Here is a 23199-nt window from a genome sequence, read left to right on the forward strand (position 1 = left end):
AAAGGGCATTGACGCATCACCCGGATAGATCTAACCTTTTGCCCCGTGGTTACCCTCGTAACCGGCCTCTCAGGGCCGATATAGCTCAGTTGGTAGAGCAGCGCATTCGTAATGCGAAGGTCGTAGGTTCGACTCCTATTATCGGCACCATTTCAAACTCTTCCCAAATATACCGAAATCAACTAAAAGCCCGTATACTACGCTTTCTGGCCGCATCTTATCTCCTGATATCAACTTGCCGCCACGCGCAATCACGACATCGTGACGATCATCCTGAATGAGGACCGGGTGATTCCGGCGATATTTGAGGCCATGATCGGCGAGGGAGTCTATACCGATAGCTGGCGCAAGCGGGCACTGCCCGCGTCAGCACACTGCAGGCACTCAATAAGCCATACCCTGGGTGATGTTCTGGCGGAGCCTGCCGCGTTGTGCTTCGGAATGGGCCAGGAAACCGGGCAACGCGCGTTGCTGATATTGCTGTCGTACACGCTTATCTATTACAAGCAGCCAGAGAGCAGGATTCGGTGACGCTTAACCGTCTCTCAGATACTGGCGCACCGCGCTTGTCTTTCCCCATTTGTTCACTCAGCACTGGACAGCTTAAGCAAGTGGGAAGCGATCCCCCAACGGAGGGTCATATCCTCCCCTCCGCCCGCCTCCAGCACGGTATAACTCGCGTTCGGTTGTGCGTAGCGGTTGAAATGATCGATGTTTCCCTCTTTAAGCAACGCAAGCATACCCTGCATGACATGTCCGTGAGTGACAACACAGAACGTCTGATGCGTTGTGGTTGCCATCTTCTTGTGCAAAAAATGGATAATACGCTGAGAAGCGTGGGCAAGCGACTCGCCGCCAGGAGGACAAAACGCGGCATTCTGTGAAAATAACGCGAGAAACTGACTCGGATATTCCTGCTCTAATTGTGCCTTCGTCATGCCTTCATATTGACCAAATGACTGTTCTTTTAGGGCCTCTTCGATCACCAGCGGGCACTGAAAATGGCCCGCCAGTGCCTGACCCATTTTCCACGCACGTCCAAGAGGTGAAGTAAAGACACATTCCACCGGATAAGCAGCATCCGTTAAAGCCGTCAGTAATGCCGATGTTTCCAGCGTGCCGCGGGCAGTCAACGGGCTATCCTTGTGTCCCTGGATAACACCGTGCTGATTCCATTCTGTTTCTGCATGCCGCACTAAAATCACTTTCATCAGAAATTACAATTGCTCCAGTAGCTGGCCTGCATCCACAAGAGGCAATGATGGCAAGGCATGCCATGCATTCCAGATTGACCCAATGATATCCTCTTCACGGTAGTCCGAAACGGTACCCTGAACGAGCTGTTCAAGCCATTCAAGCGTATTCGTATAACGAGCAAGATCTGTACAGGCGGTTTTCCAGAGAACATTCTCCAGCATTAGCATTAACAACTCTTCGTCTTTATTGATATCAAATTCAACCACTGGAAGTTGCTTAAGCGTGCACAGCGTCTTCACCAGCTTATCACTTTGTGACAGCGTGGCCCTGGGGATTGCAATCGGTAATGTGCTCATTTTCAACTGAGGAAGCATTTCACTCAGTGTTTGCAGGAAAAGCACCTTATCCACGCCGGCAAAGCTAATGCCGCCTAAGAGCCAGGGTGTAATAGCCCGGCGTATAGCATAAAATTCACGGACAGCTTTCTTGGCAATAACTAAATCATTTACGCTAAGAGCATTAATATGCGAGAAAATTTCACGCCCTTCATTACCATGCTCACCTTCAATATTAATCTTCTCATGGACTATCTGGCTACGTATTGCTTCTGGAGCGAGACCGGAGTTCTCCAGTACGTCAATATAGGCCTGACTTTCCTCACTGGTCCCTTCCATCAGTGCCACCAGCGTGACGAAGGTCGGCAAATGAAAATGAGCCGCTTTGAGTAACATGGCCATTGTAGCCTCAGTGCAGAGATGAGGACTGGTAGATTCAATTTCCTCGTCGCTCATCCCAAAACCCAGTAACGACCGGCGCAGTAATTTTTCATGACCGACTTCATCAAAGAAGAAGTCACGGATCGCCATCGTCAGGTCGTCATTACCATAGTCGCGCAAAGATGCGGTAAGTACCCGTTCTGCAGCCCGAGTGACATGGTAATATTCAACGGACCAGCGCTTTAACGCCGCGTCGTCTATAGTTTTGGTGAATACTTTGCGGCTAAATTCATCCTGTTCAAAAGCAGGTAAAACAATATTGTAATAATAATTCTCAATCTCACAGATAAACGCCTTGCCTGAAATGACGTCATTTACAGATTGAGCGTCAGAAAGTAGATGTTGCTCATCGAGCATAGAGAGAAAATCATTAACCGTATATGGCTGCATTGCCGAACCCAGCCTTTCATTCAGCGCTGGAACATTAATATCAGCATCCGTCAAATGTTTAAGAATATCTCCGGCGGCCTGGGCCATTATTTCATTCTCAAAATCAATGGTGAAACTCTCGCTGGGAGTAATAAAAATAACTTGCTGGCGATCGAGTCGATAGGTGATATCTTTTGCGAGGCATGGATTGTTTTGATAAATCATAAAGAAACCCTCAAAAAAAGTAAAGGCACTCTATCGAAACAGAGTGCCTGGTTTGATCTATTACAGACGAGCGTTCATAACTGGAATAACACGACGAGTAACTTTCATGTTAGTCTCCTTGTTGAAGGTTAATAATCCTCGAAGAGGGCCTGTTTTCATACACCGATTTTCGGGTTAAATACCCAAAACTAATAAATAAAACGGTCACAAATCTTATAACGTTCCAGAAACGTGAAACCTGCATTCGCTGGCTCATATTTAGCAACAACAGGCATTCCTTTTTCCATCCACTGCGTCATTTCTTCGGTGGAGTATTTTCTTGTCGTCTGCCTCGGTGAATCGTAAAGCAAGCCGTGAAGCTGTACCAGTTCATCGAAATCCTGACGAGCCATCCCAGACTGTTGCTGATAAGGCCATGATTGATGTTCAATAATAGAATAATGCCCATCCCAGCGTACCGCGTGGTATTGCTCATGCAGCCATGCCAGAAGAGGAGGCATTGACTCATGGATTTCCTGTTGCCAAAAATCAGCCAGCAATAATAACGGCGCTTCAAGTTTAGCCTGTTTTAATAAGTTGCTTAAAGAATCCCATTCCTCTCTTTTTATCAGATTAAACGTCAGCTTTACATCCATCATGTCACGCAATGTGAATTTTTTAGTCACACCATCACGGAAAGTAAATTCAGCAATCAATAATACAACTAATCTCATTGCTTCTGTCAAGACGTATAATTGATTAAAATATAAATTTGAAAAATTTGACACAGGAAATGCATTAAAATGAATCTCAACATATACATCATCAAGAGCACGTTCGCCAGCATTATTCCTCAGTCGAAACTTGGCAGAACTTGCAATGCTGTTATTCGTTTTCCGCACCCAGACAAACATTTCTTTGAAGCCAAGAGACAATAGATAATCATGTGCCTCGATAAAATCTTTTTCATTTTTATATAAGATATCAACATCGCGAGATTCACGCTGAAATCCTTGAGGATAAAAATGCTTAAAGCTTTCCCCTTTAAGGGTTATCAAAGAATCAGACTTACATTTCTGTGTTAGTCTTGCAAGTAATTTCTCATGCAGCAAGCTTTTTTTACGATAAATATCCAGTCTTTTTTGTGCCCATGAAGAAAGTGTATTTTCTTTGCACCAAAATTCAAGCCAGGCATAAAGTAATTTATTTCGATACAGCTCTTCCCAGTGTTCTTCACCGATAGACGGTAATACAGCATCGCGACCAGAAATAAGATACTGACTGAAATAATCGTAGAAGCTCAATAATTCTTTATTAAATTTCATAGACAGACTCCCTGTGTGATTTCAGTGCCCATAAGGTAACGGGAACAGTTAACACTAACTCAACGACTGCTGTGAGTAGATAGACCTGCCGTACCCCCATCCGCCAGGCTATATACCCACCAATCAAGGTCGCGACAGGGATCCCACTTTTAACAAGAGCCCCTGAGATACCTAGTGTGGTCCCATAGCTGGCAGGATCAGAACAGAGCTGGCGTAATGTTCGAAATGAGACCGCTGAAATCACTATCGATAGTGATTCGATGAACATTGAAATCACCAGTACAGGGTAGCTGTTTAGTTCATAAACAAGAAAATAGAGCAGTGCGTTGATGAGCATTGACGCAACCAGAAGCCCCAGCAGCATTGAGGGCCTTTTACTGATAAAACCTAACAGCCATGCCCCGACAATGCCCCCCACCCCTGCTGCTGTAATGATACTCCCGGTATCAAGAGCACTCAGCTTTAACTCATGGGTAGCGTAAAAAACCATCAATGTTGCTGGCACAGTTTCGACAGCATTCACGAGCAAAATAATAAATGAGAGATGCATCAAAGCACGGTTCGCTCTGAATGCCTTAATTCCTTCCTTAACACGTACGAAAAACAGCGAATACCAGGGCTGGTGCACGCCTTCCCTTTTTTCATAACGTGGGGTAATCAGCGACACCCCAAAAGAGAAACCAATTAGCAGAAACAGCGTCCACTGCAAAGACCAGGTTAGCGCCCACCCCATTGCAAGGGGAATAACGACGGTAACAATTTGTTCAAACAGTGATGTTCTCGTATTAAAATCGCCCCATTTTTCTTTTGGCAGCACATCATAAGCAGTACGGCTAGTCCCTGCAGAGACGCTGTAGGCAACAGCCGACATAATAAATAGCGCAACATAAAGCGCCTGTATAGGTAACCAATTGTTATAGACCAGGACCATCAACCCCAGCGGGAGTATATGGAGATAAAGACTCCAGCGCATAATGACCCCCGCCCCCCAGGAATCAATTGATGCCCCAACAATAATACCAACCACAATATAAGGAACGTATTCCATCGCACGGTAAGTGGCAAAGACATCAGCATCGGCAATTTGCTGAGCAAGAAAAATGGGAATCAGCACCGAGAGGCCGACAGCGATAATTTTGGAATAGGTAAATTGCAAGATTAGCCGGGTCATGAAGATACCTCCTGCACCGGGCAAGAAGCATTCAGAACTTTGATGGCTCCCTCTACCGTCTGGTAAATAGCTTCTCTGGCCAGTGCCAGCCATTGAGGATCCGACGGGAAAAATACCTCGCGAAATTCCTCTCGAACCTTGTCGTATTGTGGTCCGGAACTGATCTGCCGTTGCCATAACCAGTTCTCACGCTGCATCGCGATCATGACTTCCAGCGCTGGACTGGTACCTAACTCCAGAACATAACCTTCTGCCCGCCCGCCAGGAAAAAGGCTATCGACATAGCCGGTCAGCGTGCCCTGGAGTAGAGAGGAAACCGCATTATGGCTGGCGTAATTAATGGCCTGAGCGAGAACTGGCTCTTTGCCGATACCCCGTCCACCTTCACGGATGATACTTAGTTGTCCCTTTTCACCCAGCCCCGTATGAATATCGAGCACCAGAAAATGACGGAACTGGCGGGATAATGTCAGGCATACTTCGCGTACAGCTATCTGGCTCGGCGTGATCTTATCCCCGCCATAAAAGAGTCCTTCAGGGTGATGATACTGCCCGCTGGTGATCACCGACTGTACACGTTGAAGCCCGTCGTGTGTAATCCATTCAAGCAACTTTGATCGAAGCTGCGACTGGTCGGGCAGCTCAGAGCCAGCAGGACATATTATTTCACGCGCGCGATCATAATCCCTGTTGCGCTGGGGAACAGACCCACCAATAAAATTTCTGTTGAGATCGATATTTGTCTCATTCACTCGCCGAAGCTCATGCATACCCCAGGGATTGACGGCATGCACCAGGCAAATCGCAATATGTTTTGGCGTTGGGAAATCCCTGAGAAGGGTTTCCTGTATAAGTGCACCAGGTAGTCCCTCAACGCCATGCACACCAGAAAAAACAACAATGCAGGTGTTCGCCTGAAGATCACCGAGCACCGTATACGTTAAATGAAGAGCACTACCGTCTTGCCCCAGTGTCACGGGGATCTGTGTTACTTCTACTCCACGTTGCTGCGCAAGACGACTAAATTGCGCTCTGCTTTCGGTATACATGCTCATGTTACATCACTCCATCAGGCCACATTATCGATATCAGATTTATCAAAGGTCAGATGATAGAGCTCTTCGTAATACATAACGAAAAGCTTGTAGACATTATCAATATGCGAAAGGATCTTCTCTTCATCTTCAGGAAGATTCGCTGTTTTGACCAACACATCCCAGACAAAGTCGACATGATCATCATCATCGTCATGATCAACATGTGCGCGTTGACCTCTGACATACTCTTTGCCCATAACCTGCTCAATATTGTCAATAATATCGGGTTGCGTTTTTTCAGATGCTGATTCAATAAAATACGAACTGCAGAGTGATGCTAACGGGCGACCTTCATGTTCAAGACCGTAATAGAAATATCCCTGAAGCAACTTTGTGGATAAAAGTGGCTCGGTTGAATAAATCTCATCTGGTGACACACCAACTTTTTTCAAATCAGCAGCAAACATGGAGTCATGTAGCATTTCATCACCCGTATACTCGCACCAGCGTTTGGCAAGTCGCGGATCGGTTTTTGTAAAATAATGAATAGTTAAACCATCAATCGTGCGCTTCATCCGTAAACGCAGAATTATTTCAATTAAATTACGTTTGTAATATTCGAGATTAATATTTTTGGCGTCTTTCTGGTGTGATGCGCCAGGCACAGTAGTAAGAAATTTATTTACACGATCTGCAATAAATTTATCGACCCGCTGTCTGAATTCACTATGATTATTACTCATAAAACCCCTCAGTCGTGTTACGCATTGAACTGTTGAATGGAACGTGTTTACCTTTACCTGCAAGCCAGTCATCAAGTCCATCACCCCGCATTAATGCAAACTCCAGCGAGTAACTGTGATGAATCAAGTTGGTACAAATAATCATGAATGCAACATTGCTGAGGTGGATATCAAGCTTGTGAAGCTTGTTCTCCAGTTCCCTCACGGATAACGCTTTACCCGCGGGCATGCCATGCAAAAGCCACTGTTCAATGTCAGCAAGCAATAGGTTAGCCTCTTTCGGAAACGGGCAAGTGCTGACTGAAGATCGTAGTTCTTCCAGCGCAGTGGGCCAGTTGAAATCATTCTCAGAAAAGCGTGATGTTTTTCCATCCAAATAATCAGCAAGTTGTGCCGATTTATTTTCATGAAAGTTATCAACAATCTCCTGAAAAAAATTGTGGCGTTCCTCTGAACTAAACAGTATTCCAGATTCCCTGATAATATCAGCGGGCTCATCTGTGGTATGGACAAATTTAAATAAACGATTATGACTCTTCAAAATCGCTCGTAACTGCTCTGGCTTATGTAATTCTGGTAAAGAACTTCCCTTCAGGGACTGAAGGCGTACCGTGCCCGGCAACTCACGCTTCTGGCTATTATCACGAAATACAACCATAGTGCAGTCGTCACTGGTAAGCAGCTTTTCATTAAGAAAAATTCGGTCCAGTGAAAACTGATTCAGTTGATAACGCCAATCTTCTCGCATTGTCCAGTGATTATAGCGAAACTCTCGCCATGTAATCGGCGTAAAGTTTTGGCGCTGCAAATAATCAAGGGCATCCTGACATTTTCTTGCCATGAATGCATCGGGTTTGAATACCAGAACAGCAATATTTTGCAAAAAAGAGACGGTATTTTCACCAAAAACCTTCCGCGCGTCACTCCAGGCTTCCCTGAAGTATACATCTCGAGAATAAAATGTTTTTTTCTCGGGCATGACAGTTAAACCTTCCCAACTATCATGACCAACCTCATCAATAATATCTTCACCGGTATTATACATTAAGGACATCACTTACCTCCGACTGAACCAGGAAATAAGAATCTCAGATGCTGAGGTTATCGTCGCTAAATCTGCAGCAAAGGAAAAACGAATGAATTTGTGTCCATTATAAGGGTCGAAATCAACACCCGGAGTGATGGCAACTCCCGTTTCCTCAAGTAACTGTTTACAGAAAGCCACACTGTCATGGGTTAAATGTGATACATCAGCGTAGATATAAAAAGCCCCCTGAGGGTAGGTAATGTTGTGTAATCCACACTCTTTCAATGCTGCATACAGGATATCTCTTTTTTGTTGATATCCGGATACATATTCGTCCATAAGCTGATACGCTTTAAAAGCGTGAATGGCGCCCACTTGGCTCAGCGTTGAGGTAGCGATAAACAGATTCTGGATCAGTCGTTCAACGGTTCGCAGCCAGTTATCCGGTACAATCATCCAGCCAATGCGCCAGCCTGTCATCGAGAAGTATTTTGAAAAACTATTGACCACAATCGCTTTCTCGGAATATTGACGTGCGCTGGTTGCTTTAGTACCGAAAGTAATACCATGATATATTTCGTCTGAAATCAGAGTAATAGCGTTACTGTCACAATACACCGCCAGTTCATCCAGCACAGCAGCGTCATACATGGTACCGGTAGGATTATTCGGTGATGAAACAATGATTCCGTCTACCGGCTCCGTCAGGTCCCTGAGATGACGCGCAGTAATCAAATAATCAGTCTCCGCGGTGACGTGAATATCAACCGGGATTAAATCTAGTGCTAATAAAATGTTGCGATAACAGGGGTAGCCCGGAACCGGTACAGCAACCCGAGCCCCTTTGTCAAAGCCTGACAAAAATGCCAGGATAAACGCAGCCGATGAGCCCGGGGTGACAATAATGTTTTCAGCTGGGACTGAGATCCCGTAAAAATCAGCATAATGCTGAGAAATATTTTCACGCAGTGCACTCAGCCCTGCAGCGACCGTATAACCCAGCGTCTGTTGCGGTAATGCGATTTTTAATGCCTCAATGACGGGGGCCGGGGCGGAGGTACCAGGTTGCCCCACCTCGAGGTGCCATACGATCTTGCCGTGGGCCTCGCGTTCGGCAGCTGCCTGCATAACGTCCATAACAACAAAAGGTGAGATATCTGAACGTTGGGATAAAGATTTCACGCCTGGTTCTCCTGTAATACGTATTCAGCACTATTGCACGACTCCTCGTTGATATAACGCGCAAGGATCGCGGCCCGATCGGCGATGACCTTTCTGGTCCAGGCCGAAATATGTGGGGTCATGTCGACATTATCGAGTTGCCTAAAATCTGCCGCTGATGGTCTTAATTCCTGGTCTCCTTTTTGAGGATAAAACTGCCATACATCGATGACAGCTCGGCCGATTTTTCTGTCGTGGCAGGCTGCGGCCAGGGCCTCATAATTTACACATTCAGCCCGGGCGATATTAATGAGTAATGTATCCGGCTCCATCATAGTGATGGCGTGCTGGTCAATAATATTTTGGGTATCTTTATCAACACCACAAGCGACAATTACGACATCACATCCTCGGATAAAGTCATCCCGTTCAGTTCGTGGGAAAAACAAAACTGAACCTGAGGTTTCGTATGGATAGCGCGTCAGGCAGCGACAGGATGAGCCAAAGAACGAAAAAACCTCAATCACCTTGCGACCAATTCTCCCACCACCGATAACACCAACAGTGAGTTCATTGAGTTGTTTTCGCGCAATGCCTCCCAGCCGTGAACAATCCCGCCAGTCATAGCTGGATTTAAACCTTTCCCCAATACTATCCAGTTCTCGGAAATATGAGATGACGTAACTGAGAATATATTCCGATACGGCCATCTCGTGTGCTGCACAAGTTAAAACCTCAACATTCTCAGGTAATTGTGAAAAATTAATTTTATCAACGCCAATTCCCGGAACAAGAACCTTTTTAAGACTGCTGGTTACAAAACGCTGGTCAAATACCATGGATACTAAAATATCTGTATTCTGACAATGAGAGGCAATCTCCGCGTCTGTCGCAGACTCATCCAAAAAGGTCATAACGTGCTTTTCTGCACACAAATGCATCTGGCGGCTCAAGTAGCAGGCCATATTTCCAAAGAAAAAAATTTTCACTCGCTCTCCAAAAATCATTATATGACTTTGAATCGGCTGTATAGCTGTGCTCTCGCATTAGCATCAGAAAGATGCAATATACAGATCATCCGGTCTGACAGTGTCAGGTTGGCGGAGAAAAACTCATTCACAACAGCATCACGGCATTGTGGCATTTGTTGATAGAAATCATCAGGCACTTCACCACTTGCGTTATATATCACACCATTTTTTTTATTATATTTAAATCCAGGATGCAGATAGTTAGCCAGTTGTATAGAGAAGTCAGCCAGTTCGTTATCATTGCTCAGTAATATCTGCGGAAAGAAAGCAGAATTTTTAATATCTGAAAAAGAAGCAAGTATTTTGAAAGAACGAGGGTTAACGGTTTTCAAAATAATATACTCATAATCCAGACCTATTTTTTGAGACAATGTCGAAAAGAGACTTTGCAATATGGAATAAGTGACGCGAGTTCCATGTTGTTTTTCCGATATCAGCAATGTGTAAAGCATGATACATGTTTTACCGGCGATCTCAGCGACGTTGCAGCTTAAAAAACCACAACATTCATTTGTCTCTTTTGTATAGCAAAATAAGCACAGATCAGTCCTGGCAATGGTTTCAGGCTTGGCCATAAAGTAACTGTTAACCTTATGCTGTGGCATTGCCAACGCCAGCTCTCTTACCGCCTTCTCAATGTAGTCTGCTCCTGGCTTTTCAGGCCCAAATATGTCGACGTACACCGATCCTCTTTGCATCATTTCGTAGAGCCCAGCACTGCTGGAGCTCTCGCGGGCATGAGATACTTTCATTACGATGCAACCATTACATCTGCTGTGGTAAGCAAACCGTAGGATCTGCGTGGTCAATTTTTTGTAGTTCAGGTGCAACCTGCTGAAGATGATCCAGTACCAGGCCCAGGCGACGCACACGTTCTTTGGCAACCGGCGCACCAACGCTGTCATAAGGATGGGATTGAGCGCTCGCGCCGACTTTCAGATACATCGGGGCAGCAATCTGAGCCAGTTCACCCACTTCATAGAAACGCAGATACCCACCTTTTGATGCATAGACATCAATCGGAATATCAATCACCAGGTCCGGGTTGAAACGTCGTATTTCGTACATCGTAGCGAGAGAAAGATCATGGGCTGTAGTAATACTGTCAGCCCCCGCATCAGCCATCAGACGAGCAATAATAGCGTTGGTTACCATGCAATGTGAGGACGTTTTAAACTTCATATTTGCAGGTAGGATCTCTTTTTTACGAAGCTCATTAAGAATAAACAGCACACCCGGATCGTAAACGATGAGGCCACGGCAGCCCAGCTCACTCAAGCGCAGCGCTTCTTCAATGGAGTGCGAAATGGCATCATTGTTATTGAGCTGGCGACCCTGTTCCATTCCGAACTCGGTACGGTAAAAAGAGGACTTTACATCATATTCCGGGCGCGGTCCCAGACCGAAGAGCATGCCATAGTTATTTTCATGACACAGTTGTAGCATTTCTTTAATTTCACGGTCGGAACGCAAAAAAGAGCCATGCGTTTCATTAAACCGGGTACAATAGATTTCGCTTTCGCGCAGTGCCGAGACTATTGTTTCCAGCATCATCAGATTATTGACTGCAGGTATTTCTACACCATATTGCCCCCCCTTCGGAAATGAACGCCCCGAAGGCTCTAAGGTCACATCATCAGAAAAAGGAAAACCATTATCACGGAGAATAGTCCGCGCTTTATCAGCACTACGTTTTAAGCTCATATTTAATCCTTCCTGTATGAAAACTAATGTGTGAATGCAACTTCGTTAAAAATGAAATCAAGAGAAAACAGATTCTTAGTTAAAAGGTTAAGGGCTTTCTTTCTAATTGTATTTTTATGGCACTCATTCAGATAGTGCAGCGTTGACTTCCCGTCAACTCTTGCCAGCATCAGTACTGGAATGAGTGCCGCTATCCGTTTCTCAAGTCCCGTACGATCTTCCCAGTTCACTTTTTGCAGATATGACGTAGCAAGCAGTCTGGACATCAAGATAAAACGGGCATCCCCTAACCGATAAAATTTTAATAGCAAATGATTAATACAAAATGCGATATCAAAAGCCGGATCAGCATAACAGGCACATTCTGCATCTAAAAAAACGGGTTTCGAATCACGATTAAGAATATTTTTTGGACTCAAATCCCCATGTATCACCGAGATACGATTCGCCAGAACCGACTCGCCAATCTCAACGAGGCGTTCACTCATGTCTGGAAATGTGTCGATCAGTGCAAAGATATATGGCTCAATGCGCGTCGCACGTAAAATGTCAGCACTATTAAACTCTCTGGCATAATTCTGGCTACCTGCCGTCATCTCGTGAAAAATGGCAATTTGCTCACCTAATTGTTGAACAAATAGCAAGTCGAACCGCCCAGAGAACAGCTGCCTTTGCCAGACTTCAGCTTCAGTAACGTCTATGTACTGCGTCACTAACAGCGGTTTTTTTTCATCAAAATAATAAACGTGAGGAACACTTTCCGCTGACACACGGCTGGCCATTTCCAGCCATAAATTTTCATAAAATGCTCGTTTTAGCGGGGCTGACCAGTTCTTCTGAACCCGTAATGTTGCTAAAGGCTGTTTAATAACATAACGCTTAAGATTATTCCCTTGCAGGCAATCCATAAGCCATACATCGGAGGAAACGCCTCCCTGAAGTCGTCTTACATTTTGGCTGGAAAACAATTCAATGCCAGTGTCATTCATTAACTCAAGCACGTAATCAACTTCATCAGAATCAATTTCTACAATTCCCCCAGCATGGGGAAATGGCATATCGGTATCCATTAGAGCCATAACATTGTCCGGTTGGATTTTGGCGTTTGTTATTTACAAGCTGTATCAGTGAGCGAATTTGAATCTACAAGGTGATATTTAACATGTAAAGCATTTTATTTACATTTCTTTAAAATGCAAAAAAAACTTAAGAATTGTCTTATGCCAAAAATAGTAGGGGGCTAATGCAGCCTGCTGTTTTTTATGATTTTTTTAAAAGATATATTTTGGTCATAATTTTTAATTATGAAATTAAATGTGAACATAATCACTTTAACTCTGGTGTTAATGGGACCCTCCTAATTTTCATAGGTATTAATCTTTTGACTAATAGCCTTTTTCTTTTAGCATTCTTTTGGCAAACATTTCCCATATGAACTTACTTATCTAACCGCAAGTTACAACGAGACCAATAGCCATGGTGAAAACAGCTATCACTGCATTAATAGCACGTAAGGTCTGGAGTTCTTCAGGCTTGCCCGCGCTTGAGATTGAGGTTTTTATTGATAAACGGATCTCAGCCAGAGCTATTACGCAGTCGGGTCTGTCAGGTGGTTATGTTGACCCAATATTAAATAGCGAAAACATATGCGCCAACTTACATAAAATGCTGGATTGTAAAATCCAATACATTGACAAAATACTCACCCCGCAGTTGATGGGACAGCGTATCGACGACCAACTTATCATTGACTCTATTTTGAGCTTAAGTACACAAAATAATAAACTCTCGCATGCTGACACTGCAGCAATTTCTATTGCGGTTGCGGACCTTGCTGCCAGGTACTATGCCATTCCGTTATGGAAATACATTCAACAAGAATATATTGAACCCGTTATGCCGTTGCCAGAAATTGAAATATTCGGCGGTGGTGCTCATGCATCTTATGCTTCAACAGTACAGGATGTAATGGTGATTGCCCCCGGCGCAGAAAACTATCAGCATGCACTCTGCATCGGGGCAGAAATATTTCAGCGTATTAAAAATCAGCTGGTGAAGGCAGGAAAACCCACAGGGCTCTGTGAAAAAGGGGGACTTTGGCCAAGCTACGACCATTTTCGCCATGCTTTAGAGATGGTAAGCGAAGCCATTGCGCATTCGGGTCTTACGGCTGGTAAAGATATTGGCATAGCAATCGATTTCGCAGCAGATGGTTTTTACGAGACAGGCCATTACTGGCTGAACGGAAATGAAGGTTGCGGTCAGACTTCAGATGACTACATTGCAACATTGACTTCGTTGATCAAAGAATTTCCGATCATGTCACTTGAAGACCCGCTGGCGGTAGAAGACAGGGCGGGATATCGTAAGTTGATGCAGCTGTCAGGCAAGCAAGTACAAATTATCAGCGACGATCTGTTGGATTCCGATCCGCGACTGGTGCAGTCCGAGGATGCAGCTTTACTGTGCAATGCCATCATGATCAAGCCGGCAAAGTCTGGCACCTTAACAAAGACGATTTCAGCGTTAAGTCATGCGCGAAGCAAAGGCTGGGGAGCCATCATGGCAGGGCGCTCTATTGACAGCGAGGATACAGCTGTAATGCACCTTGCGGTAGGCTTGGGGGTTGGTCAGTTCAAAATCGGTTCGCTGGCACGCGCTGAGCGGAGCGCAAAATTCAATGAGGGGATCCGCATCGCAGAAGCATCACGCGACCTTGTATTTGCTGGGGCAAAAGAGTTGCCAAAAGGCATGTAGTGAATTACTTATTTGTAAATGACCTGTCGCAGCTACCCAGGCAGCATATTTACATTGTCAAACACAGGAGAGGCGCATACTTTCCACCTATTACACTTGCGTTAAATTTTGTCTATACGCAGTTAATGGAGCTGAACGTTGGGTGCTGCAGGATCAGTTTTCCTTCAGCGCGCAGGGGGATCAATACACCGCGCAGCCGGTCTGTTGTTCAGGTGGAACTCTACATTAATTACAAAAAGGATACAGGAAATCAGCCATGGCACATGATAGCGCTCATGCTGCACCTCCCCCGTTACGCCTAAGTCGGCTATTAAAAATGCACGGCCCAGCTCGGCAATTAGTTCCTCAAAAGCATATTCCTCTGATTCGAAGCAGGTAGGGTGAATAAGATTTAAGTTGTGCGCCGCTCCCGCCCAGTGAACCAGCTCATGTAGTGTCGTGGCGTAGAAATTATCTGCCTTTTTGAAGCGAAACCGAGCCGATAAGACGGTCTCATCCGCCGCAGGCCGGTAAAACGCCGAGCGTACTCTTTCCATAATTTCGCACCGGTACGCTTTATCAGGGCCACCACCTGCGATAGCGGGTCAAATGTAATGTGCGTCTGCGGAAGCGCATCGAGAAGCAGGACGTCCTATAATGCTTCCTGATTCGCCAGACCTCGGGCAATGACTATCGAGATACCGTACAAGTGCCATATTTGACCGTTACAGATATCCTTCATGCCAGGAGAGCATGCGGATTAATGAACAGTTGTTCGTATCGGGAAGTAAGTAATATTGTTCTTAGCCGATCGCTGTAGTGAGAAAGACTTCAAGAGCCGAGAAGATTTGTACGGTCTGTGAACGCATAAAAAAACAAGATGGGGGCACAAAAGGGGGCACTTATAAAGATGAAACAAGAAAAAGCGTATCTTTATCAATGGTTTTGTGTTGTTTGTTATGCTCCTATTATCGACCATCTTTTAAAACCGCCTTCGGCGTATCAGCCATTAAGTTCCTCCGACAGCCCCGACAAACCATCACACATCTCCTGCAGCTCATTAAACATTCTTGCTACGTGGAAACCATCGCACACGGAATGATGGACCTGCACCGCCATAGGCAACAACACTTTTCCATCCTGTTCGTAGTATTTTCCAAACGTGAACATCGGGGAAAAGAAGTTCTTCATGTGCGCAATGTTCATCGTAAAGTTCGTAAACGTTACCCAGGGAATAGACGATACGAAAAAGACATTTTCCCGTGACTCTTCCTTAGGCCAGTAAGAAAGGTTGCTGCCATAGCGGGCAACGTCTTCCGCATAGGTGTTCTGGAAGTGCTGAATATTGCCGTCGAAGTGGCTCCACAGTGACGAAAAGGTCTCTGTTTCAGGATGGAAAATGGTATAGCTGGGATGAATTTCATTCCATATGACAAGCTCATCGTCCTTCATGGCCATACGGAATTCCGGATGCCGGTTCATGATTTTAGAGAGGAGGGAAATAATCGTCGGGTAAAACTTCCAGCCGACCTCTTTGATATGTTTTCGCAGCGCGGTGATGTCGATCAGAACCGTTTGGTTAATGGTACACTCAGCAAATGACTGGAATACTTCAAAATGCTCCTTCCTGGCCCAGCGAGATAAATCAACAGGTGTATAGGCCGGGGCTGTTTTTTTCATTGTTTAACCTTTGATTATCAATCGACTAAAGGGTTTTAGGCCAGAAAAAGCCGCGCAACCATTTCAACCGTATCTAATCTTCCTGTCAATCTCAGCCTGGGGTTTTCCGAACAGGTATCCCTGGACGAGATCGCAGCCAAGCGCCTGAAGACGTTCAAGCTGCGCTTCGGTTTCAACACCTTCTGCAATGACCCTCATATTGAGGCTCTTCGCCATGCCGGTTATCAATTTAACGATATTAAGGGCATCATCCTGCGTGGATATCGGGTTCACGAAGGATTTGTCGATTTTAATTTTATCAAAATTCAGTTCACTCAGACGTGAGAGCGACGAATAACCCGTTCCGAAATCATCGATTGAAATTCTTACACCCAGCGTTCTCAGCTTTTTGAGAATAGTGAGCGGCGTGTTGCTGTCGCTGAAGAGCGATGACTCCGTAACCTCTAATTCAAGACGGTTTGCCGGAAGTCCTGTCTCCTTCAGGATGGACTGTACCATCGCCGTAAAGGATTTCGTGCCCAGCTGAACGGGTGAGACGTTCACAGAGATCCTTGCCGGAACCGCCCAGGAAACCGCTTCCCGGCAGGCAAGCTCCAGTACGGTTTTGCCGATCTGATTGATCATCCCCGTTTTCTCCGCGACGGAAATAAAGTAATCAGGTGACAGGATCCCCTTCACCGGGTGTATCCAGCGAATAAGGGCTTCATAGCCGTAAATTTCATTGCTGAATGAATCGACAATAGGCTGGTAATAAACAACGAATTCATGGTTATCGATCGCCAGTGCCATATCATGTTCAAGGGTTCGGCTTTCCTGTAACTTTTGCAGCATCCACTGACGGAAGACTTTTATCTGCTGTGAACCCTCTTTTTTGGCTTCGTAGAGCGCCAGATCGGCAAATTTATAAAGATAGTCAGAGCGCCGTTCATTATCAGATAAAACAATACCCACGCAGGTGGCGATTTTTATCAGCTGGTTATTAATCGTATAGGGCTGGCTGATATGTTCGCTGATTTCTTTGGCACGCGAAACGGCTGCTGCTTCAGTGAGGCCGCTGGACAGCAGGGCAAACTCGTCTCCGCCCAAACGGTAAAACGTATCAGTGGCGCTGCTCATTGAGGTGAGGCGTCGGGATACCTGATTCAACAGCAAATCTCCGGCATCATGGCCATAGGTATCGTTAACCTCTTTGAAGCGGTCTAAATCAAATAACATCACCGTGACGGGGATATGGTTTTTATCTGCCTGAAGATTAATTTTGTTGAGATCGTCCCAGAAGAAGAGGCGGTTTTTCATGCCGGTGAGGGAGTCATGATAAACATCATATTCCAGCTTTGAGTTCTGAATTTGCAGCTTTTCTTTTGATATCTGCAGTTCGTCAGCAAGGCTTTTAACCTGCATGTGCGCTTTGAGAATGTTTTTATTCTGGTAGATCATTAAGAAACCCAGAATAAAGCTTAATATCACCAGCAGTAATGAAAGTGCCGAGTAAATATAGTAAAGGATCTGTATTTTATGGTTGGATTCATTAACCGTGTTAATATCTTTCGTCAGTGCCGTGGCTGAAAGCTGGCTAAGAGGTGCATCGAGATCATGCATATTTGTCAGGTATGCCTGTAACTCTGGGTGGCTCATTTTTTCAAGATGGCTATCCAGATAGGTCAGTATTTTCTCTAAGCGCAAAGCAAGCTCCTGATGCGCTTTATCGCTGTCAATATAGCGACCTAAATCTCCACCCTTCATTAAATCGCTCTGGCTGAGCATAATTTCGAGACGCATGCGGACCTGGTCTATCGTAACGTCATCGGTATCGGTTGCGTATAGACCAAGCCATGATTCAAAACGGTAATACTCTGATACCAGTTGTGCCACGGACCAGGACTCAGTGTATTGAGTCAGTTTTTGCAATTCCTGCTGTCGATCGTAAACAAGGAATGCAATATATCCTGTCGTGATAAAAAGAGAAAAAATGATACCAACCAGTATCCTGTTCATTATGTTCTCCTGAACGACTACTCAATCTTCATTTTGCTAACCTGCCATGCTGAACGCGAGTAATAAATTTGATTATTCAACTCAGGAAGACTGTCATAGGGGTATACAATGAAAGATGGGCCTTTATCGCGAATGCGCATATATTCGCCATTGATCTTTAAGGCAAGTATGGCGTTGTATTTTTTAAAGTCGCTGAGAGGGATCACGGTAGAGTAATCATTGAGCGCAATAACATTAACGTTAGTTCCCTTCGCACCCACATACTCCATGAGTTTGTTCATTGGAACACCCTCAAACTTCGTACGACCATTATACCAGGGAGATGTCGTCTCGAAACTCACTACTCCGAGTTTTTCAAGGCTGGCGAGATCAAACACTGCTTTTCCATTTTCATTGGTATTTTCTATATTACCGTAAATCGTTAAAATGGGTTTACCAACTGGTTTTGGCAGTTCGCCCGCCCAGGTTACACTTTGTACGAGACAGCATAACAGCAGTAGGGTTAATCGCATTTTGACCTCCACCTTTTGAACATAAGTATAAGAATTATAATTTAGATATCACACGAGTTTATATATTTTGTTGAGGAGTAAGGGGTTTTATCTTTTTTGTTGATATAAACTCATTTTAATCAATGAGTTAGGTGTTGTGGGTGGCAGGGGGTTTGATACTCGAGCGACGCTTAACTTTTTGATAAAAGCTAAAATTGCGGGCATAAATGCTATTCTGTTTAAAAAATAATCGCTTTAATTGATGGGTATTAACTTCCGCGACAATTTTAGGATGTCCTTGGCTTTTTGGGGTGCGAATCTGGAGACTAAATACGCACCCCGGTTGTGTCCGCCGTTCCTGGATGACGACGATAAGCGAGGACACGGCCATTCTGATGGTGCGTGTCCCATATCGCTTGCCTTACTTCATGTCATCCTGGATGGCTGACGCCGACTTCCCCCCTTTCGCCATGCTGGAAAACACTGCGTCCCGGTAGATCCACGCATGAACGAGGGCGGCAGAGAGATGGACCAGCACCACAGCAAAAAGCAACTTTGCCAGAAGGCTATGGGCGTCGTGACACCAGGCATACAGTGCTGGACTGTTCGGGGCAATCGCCGGCAGGTTGACGCCATTAAACATCACAATCGGCAGCCCCGCTGCCGACAGTTGCGCCCAGCCCAGCAGCGGCATTGCCAGCATTAACCCATACAGCATCCAGTGTGATGCCTTTGCTGCAAGCACCTGCCAGACGGGCAAATCAGCGGGAAGTGGGGGCGCCCGGCTAAGGAGCCGGTTGACCATACGCACCAGTGCCAGCAGTAAAATGGCGACACCCAGCGGCCGGTGCAGGTCGATTAACCAAATCCGGTGATGTAACGACGTCATCATCGCGGCACCGATGAAAAGTATGGCCAGGATCATCACCGCCATCAGCCAGTGCAGGCTTCGCGCCAGGATATTGAAATGCTGCGGCGCGTGCTCTCGCATATCTTTATTCGAGCTCATTTTACCTCCTGCTTTTGCACGGCTTCGGTGGCCTTGCCGTAGCCGATTTCCCGCTCACGGCGACTGAAAGAGTGGGAATAGGCAGCGGAACGGGCGTTTAAGATGGGATCATCAGACACCGCAACGCCTGCAGGAACAATCGAAGGGTCAAAGTTAACGTCGCGGCACGCGCCCTCGGATTGTGCTTCGACGCGCGTCACTTCCAGCGTGCCGGCCACCATCTTTTTGCGATCGTCCGGCCATGGCTGGGAAGGGTCATCCACCGGATCGCCCCGCTGTGCGAGCTGCAAAACGTAATCCCAATAGAGTGGCTTCTGCGCCAGGCGCTGACGCAGGTTTTCGAACAGGAAGTTGTCATCGGCTTTCTGTCGTTGTTCATCGCTCATCGAAAGGAAAGGCTCGTGCGGACGCATCATCCAGCGAACGGCCTGGCGATCCCCTTGCGTCTTCACAAGATAAAAGGCGTTAATGCTGTAAAACGTCGCCCCCGCGAAGCTGCCGGGCGCGGGTTTTTGTGCCGCCCATTTAAGGTATTTCTCCGCCTCCGGGTACGCTTTCAAAAAGTTTGCGAGACGCTGTGGATCCGGTTTGCCAGTGGCTGCATCGACAGCCGTGGCTTTTCGCAAGGCCAGAAAACCTTCCGGACTGTGCGTGGCGAAGAAAGGCTCGTTGTTCATCGCCATCCGCCATTGTTGCTTGTCATCTGTCTTCAGCAGCAGCGCCATGCTCAGGGTTTTGGTCGTACTATCCGGGGCATGGGGATCGCCAGTACCAATAGAGAATCGGCCCACCACGGGCACTTCCTGCTGTGAGAAGAGGCGGGAAGTTGAAAGAGAATTTGCCGAGCCGTTTGGCGTAAAGGTGCCAGCAAAGCAGATGCCTTTTCCATGCGCGCGGCGAAAACCCGGCGGGAAGGGTTTCGGTGTTTCACCCACCAGTGCCTGGCTGACCGTGCGTGAACCAAGCCAGCCCGCCGTCCATGCAAAAGCAAATGCCAGCGTACCGGCGACAACGGCGATCGATGCCAGCGCGCCCCAGGTTTTTTTGGATCTCAAATCCAGTTTCGACATAGACGTTTTTCCATAACAAAATATCTTCACATGTCATGCACAACGTATTGCGCGTGACATGTGTTAATACAGTGGCGAATATGGCTTGAGTATAAAAATTAAGGGGCGTAAAGAAAGAATATCACGAAAAGTTTAAACCTTTTCGCCGTCACAAAGGAGGGCTACTTATCACAACGGTAATTGTGGCAGGACAGGTTCTTACTGAGAAATAGTGACGAAATATGTAATTTAAAGTTTTCCATTTCTCAAGCGAGAACGTGTAAGGTTTGTTGTTCCTGACGAATTAGATTCATTGATGTAAATCAGATTATCTCTTTCATTCGCCACTTATCGTGTGCACACCCTTCCTTAAAACGAATCAAAAAATGAAAAAAAGACCATTCTTGATGGTGCTTTGCGCTGTGTGCTGCTTTTTTGTTGCGGACATCGCTATGGCAAAAAACAGTTCAGTTTCCAGTGAACAGGTTAAAGAGAACATTATTGCAGAGTCGATCGCATCTTATCCCGGAGTATGCGCCTGTCCTTTTAACCAGGCCAGAAACGGAAGCGCCTGCGGCAGACGCAGCGCATGGAGTAAAGCGGGAGGCTATGCTCCCATTTGTTATAAAAATGAAGTTACGGATGAGATGGTAAAGCAGTGGCGCGAAAATAATAGCTAACCCGCCTCCAGCATCCCAAAGCTCACAATCCGCGCGCGGCCCAGCTCTTTCGCCCGGTACAAGGCCACATCCGCAGCGCGCAGCAGGTTGTCAGTCTGGGCATGTTGCGGGTAGCTGGCAATGCCAATCGACACATCCACCGGCCCAATCTCGGTCAGCCCGTAGCGAATCGACAGCTCATGTACGCCGGTGTAAATCTTCTGCGCGCAGGCGTACGCTTCTGCCTCATCGGCACCGGGAAGCAGCACCAGAAACTCCTCGCCCCCGTAGCGGAATGCGAGCCCGTTGTCATGTGCGGCCCGCTGGACAATTGACGCCACGCTTTTAATCACCTGATCGCCCGCTTCATGGCCGAAGCGGTCATTGATGCTCTTGAAGTGATCGATGTCGATCATCATGCAGCTTAACGGCTCGCCGGTGCGCAACGCCTGTGCCGTTTGGGTTTGCAGGGTATCTTCCAGATGATGACGATTACGCAGGCCGGTGAGCGGGTCGAATAAGGCTTTTTCCAGCAGCGCGTCGCGCAGGCGTTGGTTGGCCAGTGCCAGCCCGAGCGCTTCGGCCATCAGTTCCAGATACGCGCGGGAAGGGGCGTTGTCCGCCGTGATGTTCTGGAAAGAGAGCAGGCCAATGGCCTCGCCCAGGGCGATAAGCGGCACGCACAGCGAGCTTTCCCCCTGGGACGACGGCAGATGGTAGCAGGCGATATCCGGCTCGCCGTTTACCGGCGGGTGGCTCTGTCCGCGGCGCACAGCCCAGCACTCGTCAGGGTGGAAGCTCGTCTCTTCCCCAACCGGTGAAAGCCATTGCGCGACGCAGCGCATCTGCCACGGCTCCCGGTCAAGGACGTAAAGTCGGCCCGCGATCCCCGGTGCGATATTAGGCGCAAACAGCTCCGCCACGTTAATCACATCGTTAAAGTTCTCACACCCCTGCAGCCGCTGGGTCATGCGCGCCAGCAGCTCGCGGATGGCCCAGTCGGCATCGCGCTCTTTTTCCAGACGCTGTCGCGCCAGGCCGTTTTCGCGGAAGATGCGGATGGCCTGGGCCATATCGCCAATCTCATCAATCTGGTTGAAATTGGGCGTTTCAACCGCGTAATCCTGGGACGCCAGGCGGTGCACCACGTCGCTCAGGCGCACCACGGGACGCAGCACGCGGCGCTTCAATATAAAGCCGAGAACAAACAAGAACAGCAGGGCGGTCAGGCCGACCATCAGCTCAGACGCGGTACGCAGCGCTTTCGATTTTTTTGTCGCGTCCTGAACGGAGGCGATGACGCGTTTGTCGAGTATCTGGCGGAAGTGATCGATCTGGTTCTGCGCGCGCTCCAGCTCCTGCTCATAGGGCGCACCGTAGAGCAGCGCAACGGCCTGCGCGTCTTCTCCTCGCTCAAGGCTGGAAAGGGCGGTTTGCTGCTCGTCCTGCAGCTCATCGACGATCTTTATTCCTTCATGCAGCAGGGCCAGTTCTTCATCCGATGCGCCGTTATCCTGCAACTTTTCAAGCCGAAGCTCGATGCTCTTCAGGCTGTTTTCTGCCTGGTTATATTCCTTGAGAACCTGAGGATCTTTTTTAATGACGTACAGCCGCGCTAAATCAGACTGGGCCCAGATATCGGTTTCGATATCTTCCGTGAGCTGATCAAATTTCTGCCGTTGTTCAACGGCCTGACGCTCGAGGGTATCAGCACTGGACGCCATCAGCATGATAATGCCGGAGGCGATGGTCAGGCAGACCGTGGCCCCATAGGCCCAGTTTGTTATCGTCGCGATTCGCACCTGATGATCCTTTTACGACATGAGTAGGATGGC

The 23199-nt window shown here is 46.9% G+C and carries 22 protein-coding genes, 1 tRNA gene and 1 pseudogene; 5 read left to right on the forward strand and 19 right to left on the reverse strand.

Translation table 11 applies throughout. The features are described 5' to 3' along the window. Window positions 1-74: 74 nt before the first annotated feature. Window positions 75-150 (forward strand) — tRNA-Thr (locus ACMGGX_RS14060). A 111-nt stretch (window positions 151-261) separates the two neighbouring features. Beyond that, complete coding sequence (locus ACMGGX_RS14065; protein ID WP_155731428.1) at window positions 262-531, forward strand: hypothetical protein; 270 nt, start codon at window positions 262-264, stop codon at window positions 529-531. 53 nt (window positions 532-584) lie between these two features. On the opposite strand, the gene ACMGGX_RS14070 is transcribed toward ACMGGX_RS14065, so the two are convergent. The 12 genes from ACMGGX_RS14070 to ACMGGX_RS14125 form a co-directional block, all read right to left on the reverse strand. Next, the gene (locus tag ACMGGX_RS14070; RefSeq protein ID WP_063439704.1) at window positions 585-1211 is read right to left on the reverse strand and encodes a histidine phosphatase family protein; all 627 of its coding nucleotides are present in this window, start codon (window positions 1209-1211) and stop codon (window positions 585-587) included. A 6-nt stretch (window positions 1212-1217) separates the two neighbouring features. Beyond that, complete coding sequence (locus ACMGGX_RS14075; RefSeq protein ID WP_198886327.1) at window positions 1218-2567, reverse strand: iron-containing redox enzyme family protein; 1350 nt, start codon at window positions 2565-2567, stop codon at window positions 1218-1220. Window positions 2568-2755: 188 nt separating this feature from the next. Further along, complete coding sequence (locus ACMGGX_RS14080) at window positions 2756-3871, reverse strand: nucleotidyltransferase family protein (protein WP_047648622.1); 1116 nt, start codon at window positions 3869-3871, stop codon at window positions 2756-2758. Continuing rightward, on the reverse strand, window positions 3861-5042 hold the full coding sequence (locus ACMGGX_RS14085) for an MFS transporter (RefSeq protein ID WP_420298503.1): 1182 nt from the start codon (window positions 5040-5042) through the stop codon (window positions 3861-3863). The genes ACMGGX_RS14080 and ACMGGX_RS14085 overlap by 11 nt, the downstream gene beginning before the upstream one ends. Further along, window positions 5039-6097: a M14 family metallopeptidase gene (locus ACMGGX_RS14090; protein WP_029739712.1), complete on the reverse strand. Its 1059-nt coding sequence runs from the start codon at window positions 6095-6097 to the stop codon at window positions 5039-5041. The genes ACMGGX_RS14085 and ACMGGX_RS14090 overlap by 4 nt, the downstream gene beginning before the upstream one ends. A 14-nt stretch (window positions 6098-6111) precedes the next feature. Next, window positions 6112-6822, reverse strand: coding sequence for an iron-containing redox enzyme family protein (locus ACMGGX_RS14095; protein WP_029739713.1), 711 nt, complete (start codon window positions 6820-6822; stop codon window positions 6112-6114). Continuing rightward, window positions 6815-7867, reverse strand: coding sequence for a hypothetical protein (locus tag ACMGGX_RS14100; RefSeq protein WP_420298504.1), 1053 nt, complete (start codon window positions 7865-7867; stop codon window positions 6815-6817). Before ACMGGX_RS14100 ends, ACMGGX_RS14095 begins: the two co-directional genes overlap by 8 nt. A gap of 12 nt (window positions 7868-7879) precedes the next feature. After that, on the reverse strand, window positions 7880-9031 hold the full coding sequence (locus tag ACMGGX_RS14105; RefSeq protein WP_196760026.1) for a pyridoxal phosphate-dependent aminotransferase: 1152 nt from the start codon (window positions 9029-9031) through the stop codon (window positions 7880-7882). Next, complete coding sequence (locus ACMGGX_RS14110; protein ID WP_325760537.1) at window positions 9028-9999, reverse strand: NAD(P)-dependent oxidoreductase; 972 nt, start codon at window positions 9997-9999, stop codon at window positions 9028-9030. The genes ACMGGX_RS14105 and ACMGGX_RS14110 overlap by 4 nt, the downstream gene beginning before the upstream one ends. Window positions 10000-10016: 17 nt before the next feature. After that, window positions 10017-10793 carry a hypothetical protein gene (locus tag ACMGGX_RS14115; RefSeq protein ID WP_348560645.1) on the reverse strand — a complete coding sequence of 259 codons (777 nt, stop codon included), beginning with the start codon at window positions 10791-10793 and terminating at the stop codon, window positions 10017-10019. Between the two features lie 13 nt (window positions 10794-10806). Next, the gene (locus tag ACMGGX_RS14120) at window positions 10807-11745 is read right to left on the reverse strand and encodes a U32 family peptidase (protein ID WP_196760027.1); all 939 of its coding nucleotides are present in this window, start codon (window positions 11743-11745) and stop codon (window positions 10807-10809) included. A 23-nt stretch (window positions 11746-11768) separates the two neighbouring features. After that, window positions 11769-12824, reverse strand: a complete 1056-nt coding sequence (locus ACMGGX_RS14125; protein WP_063439712.1) for a phosphotransferase family protein — start codon at window positions 12822-12824, stop codon at window positions 11769-11771. Between the two features lie 397 nt (window positions 12825-13221). Here ACMGGX_RS14125 and ACMGGX_RS14130 point away from each other — a divergent pair, with 397 nt between their 5' ends. Continuing rightward, on the forward strand, window positions 13222-14502 hold the full coding sequence (locus ACMGGX_RS14130; RefSeq protein ID WP_420298505.1) for a hypothetical protein: 1281 nt from the start codon (window positions 13222-13224) through the stop codon (window positions 14500-14502). A 164-nt stretch (window positions 14503-14666) separates the two neighbouring features. Here ACMGGX_RS14130 and ACMGGX_RS14135 read toward each other — a convergent pair whose 3' ends face one another. After that, window positions 14667-15038: a zincin-like metallopeptidase domain-containing protein gene (locus tag ACMGGX_RS14135; protein ID WP_063439714.1), complete on the reverse strand. Its 372-nt coding sequence runs from the start codon at window positions 15036-15038 to the stop codon at window positions 14667-14669. A gap of 146 nt (window positions 15039-15184) precedes the next feature. On the opposite strand from ACMGGX_RS14135, the pseudogene ACMGGX_RS14140 reads away from it, so the two are divergent. Next, a pseudogene (locus tag ACMGGX_RS14140) lies at window positions 15185-15301 on the forward strand (toxin); the annotation flags it as partial. Window positions 15302-15483: 182 nt separating this feature from the next. On the opposite strand, the gene catA reads toward ACMGGX_RS14140, so the two are convergent. The 5 genes from catA to ACMGGX_RS14165 form a co-directional block, all read right to left on the reverse strand. Continuing rightward, window positions 15484-16161 carry a type A chloramphenicol O-acetyltransferase gene (catA, locus tag ACMGGX_RS14145; protein WP_420298506.1) on the reverse strand — a complete coding sequence of 226 codons (678 nt, stop codon included), beginning with the start codon at window positions 16159-16161 and terminating at the stop codon, window positions 15484-15486. A gap of 63 nt (window positions 16162-16224) precedes the next feature. Continuing rightward, entirely contained in the window at window positions 16225-18156 is a 1932-nt protein-coding gene (locus ACMGGX_RS14150) for an EAL domain-containing protein (RefSeq protein ID WP_420298507.1), read from the reverse strand. Window positions 18157-18173: 17 nt separating this feature from the next. Continuing rightward, window positions 18174-18668, reverse strand: coding sequence for a molybdopterin-dependent oxidoreductase (locus tag ACMGGX_RS14155; RefSeq protein ID WP_032661646.1), 495 nt, complete (start codon window positions 18666-18668; stop codon window positions 18174-18176). 400 nt (window positions 18669-19068) lie between these two features. Then, window positions 19069-19656 carry a cytochrome b gene (locus tag ACMGGX_RS14160; RefSeq protein ID WP_348560651.1) on the reverse strand — a complete coding sequence of 196 codons (588 nt, stop codon included), beginning with the start codon at window positions 19654-19656 and terminating at the stop codon, window positions 19069-19071. Next, a complete protein-coding gene (locus ACMGGX_RS14165) occupies window positions 19653-20726 on the reverse strand; it encodes a catalase family peroxidase (RefSeq protein ID WP_420298508.1) in 1074 nt (357 codons plus the stop codon). The genes ACMGGX_RS14160 and ACMGGX_RS14165 overlap by 4 nt, the downstream gene beginning before the upstream one ends. A gap of 365 nt (window positions 20727-21091) precedes the next feature. On the opposite strand from ACMGGX_RS14165, the gene ACMGGX_RS14170 reads away from it, so the two are divergent. After that, window positions 21092-21385: a hypothetical protein gene (locus ACMGGX_RS14170; protein WP_348560653.1), complete on the forward strand. Its 294-nt coding sequence runs from the start codon at window positions 21092-21094 to the stop codon at window positions 21383-21385. Here ACMGGX_RS14170 and ACMGGX_RS14175 read toward each other — a convergent pair. Beyond that, window positions 21382-23166, reverse strand: a complete 1785-nt coding sequence (locus ACMGGX_RS14175) for a diguanylate cyclase (RefSeq protein ID WP_420298509.1) — start codon at window positions 23164-23166, stop codon at window positions 21382-21384. The genes ACMGGX_RS14170 and ACMGGX_RS14175 overlap by 4 nt on opposite strands. Window positions 23167-23199 lie beyond the last annotated feature (33 nt).

Origin of the sequence: Enterobacter sp. BNK-29 (assembly GCF_048684785.1) — a bacterium.
GTDB lineage: Bacteria > Pseudomonadota > Gammaproteobacteria > Enterobacterales > Enterobacteriaceae > Enterobacter > Enterobacter cloacae_M.

Excerpts from the sequence above, each read along its gene's own strand:
- ACMGGX_RS14070 (WP_063439704.1), bottom strand. The coding sequence starts at position 1,211 with ATGAAAGTGATTTTAGTGCGGCATGCAGAAACAGAATGGAATCAGCAC.
- ACMGGX_RS14075 (WP_198886327.1), bottom strand. The coding sequence starts at position 2,567 with ATGATTTATCAAAACAATCCATGCCTCGCAAAAGATATCACCTATCGA.
- ACMGGX_RS14080 (WP_047648622.1), bottom strand. The coding sequence starts at position 3,871 with ATGAAATTTAATAAAGAATTATTGAGCTTCTACGATTATTTCAGTCAG.
- ACMGGX_RS14085 (WP_420298503.1), bottom strand. The coding sequence starts at position 5,042 with ATGACCCGGCTAATCTTGCAATTTACCTATTCCAAAATTATCGCTGTC.
- ACMGGX_RS14090 (WP_029739712.1), bottom strand. The coding sequence starts at position 6,097 with ATGAGCATGTATACCGAAAGCAGAGCGCAATTTAGTCGTCTTGCGCAG.
- ACMGGX_RS14095 (WP_029739713.1), bottom strand. The coding sequence starts at position 6,822 with ATGAGTAATAATCATAGTGAATTCAGACAGCGGGTCGATAAATTTATT.
- ACMGGX_RS14100 (WP_420298504.1), bottom strand. The coding sequence starts at position 7,867 with ATGTATAATACCGGTGAAGATATTATTGATGAGGTTGGTCATGATAGT.
- ACMGGX_RS14115 (WP_348560645.1), bottom strand. The coding sequence starts at position 10,793 with ATGAAAGTATCTCATGCCCGCGAGAGCTCCAGCAGTGCTGGGCTCTAC.
- ACMGGX_RS14120 (WP_196760027.1), bottom strand. The coding sequence starts at position 11,745 with ATGAGCTTAAAACGTAGTGCTGATAAAGCGCGGACTATTCTCCGTGAT.
- ACMGGX_RS14125 (WP_063439712.1), bottom strand. The coding sequence starts at position 12,824 with ATGGCTCTAATGGATACCGATATGCCATTTCCCCATGCTGGGGGAATT.
- ACMGGX_RS14130 (WP_420298505.1), top strand. The coding sequence starts at position 13,222 with ATGGTGAAAACAGCTATCACTGCATTAATAGCACGTAAGGTCTGGAGT.
- ACMGGX_RS14135 (WP_063439714.1), bottom strand. The coding sequence starts at position 15,038 with ATGGAAAGAGTACGCTCGGCGTTTTACCGGCCTGCGGCGGATGAGACC.
- catA (WP_420298506.1), bottom strand. The coding sequence starts at position 16,161 with ATGAAAAAAACAGCCCCGGCCTATACACCTGTTGATTTATCTCGCTGG.
- ACMGGX_RS14150 (WP_420298507.1), bottom strand. The coding sequence starts at position 18,156 with ATGAACAGGATACTGGTTGGTATCATTTTTTCTCTTTTTATCACGACA.
- ACMGGX_RS14155 (WP_032661646.1), bottom strand. The coding sequence starts at position 18,668 with ATGCGATTAACCCTACTGCTGTTATGCTGTCTCGTACAAAGTGTAACC.
- ACMGGX_RS14160 (WP_348560651.1), bottom strand. The coding sequence starts at position 19,656 with ATGAGCTCGAATAAAGATATGCGAGAGCACGCGCCGCAGCATTTCAAT.
- ACMGGX_RS14165 (WP_420298508.1), bottom strand. The coding sequence starts at position 20,726 with ATGTCGAAACTGGATTTGAGATCCAAAAAAACCTGGGGCGCGCTGGCA.
- ACMGGX_RS14170 (WP_348560653.1), top strand. The coding sequence starts at position 21,092 with ATGAAAAAAAGACCATTCTTGATGGTGCTTTGCGCTGTGTGCTGCTTT.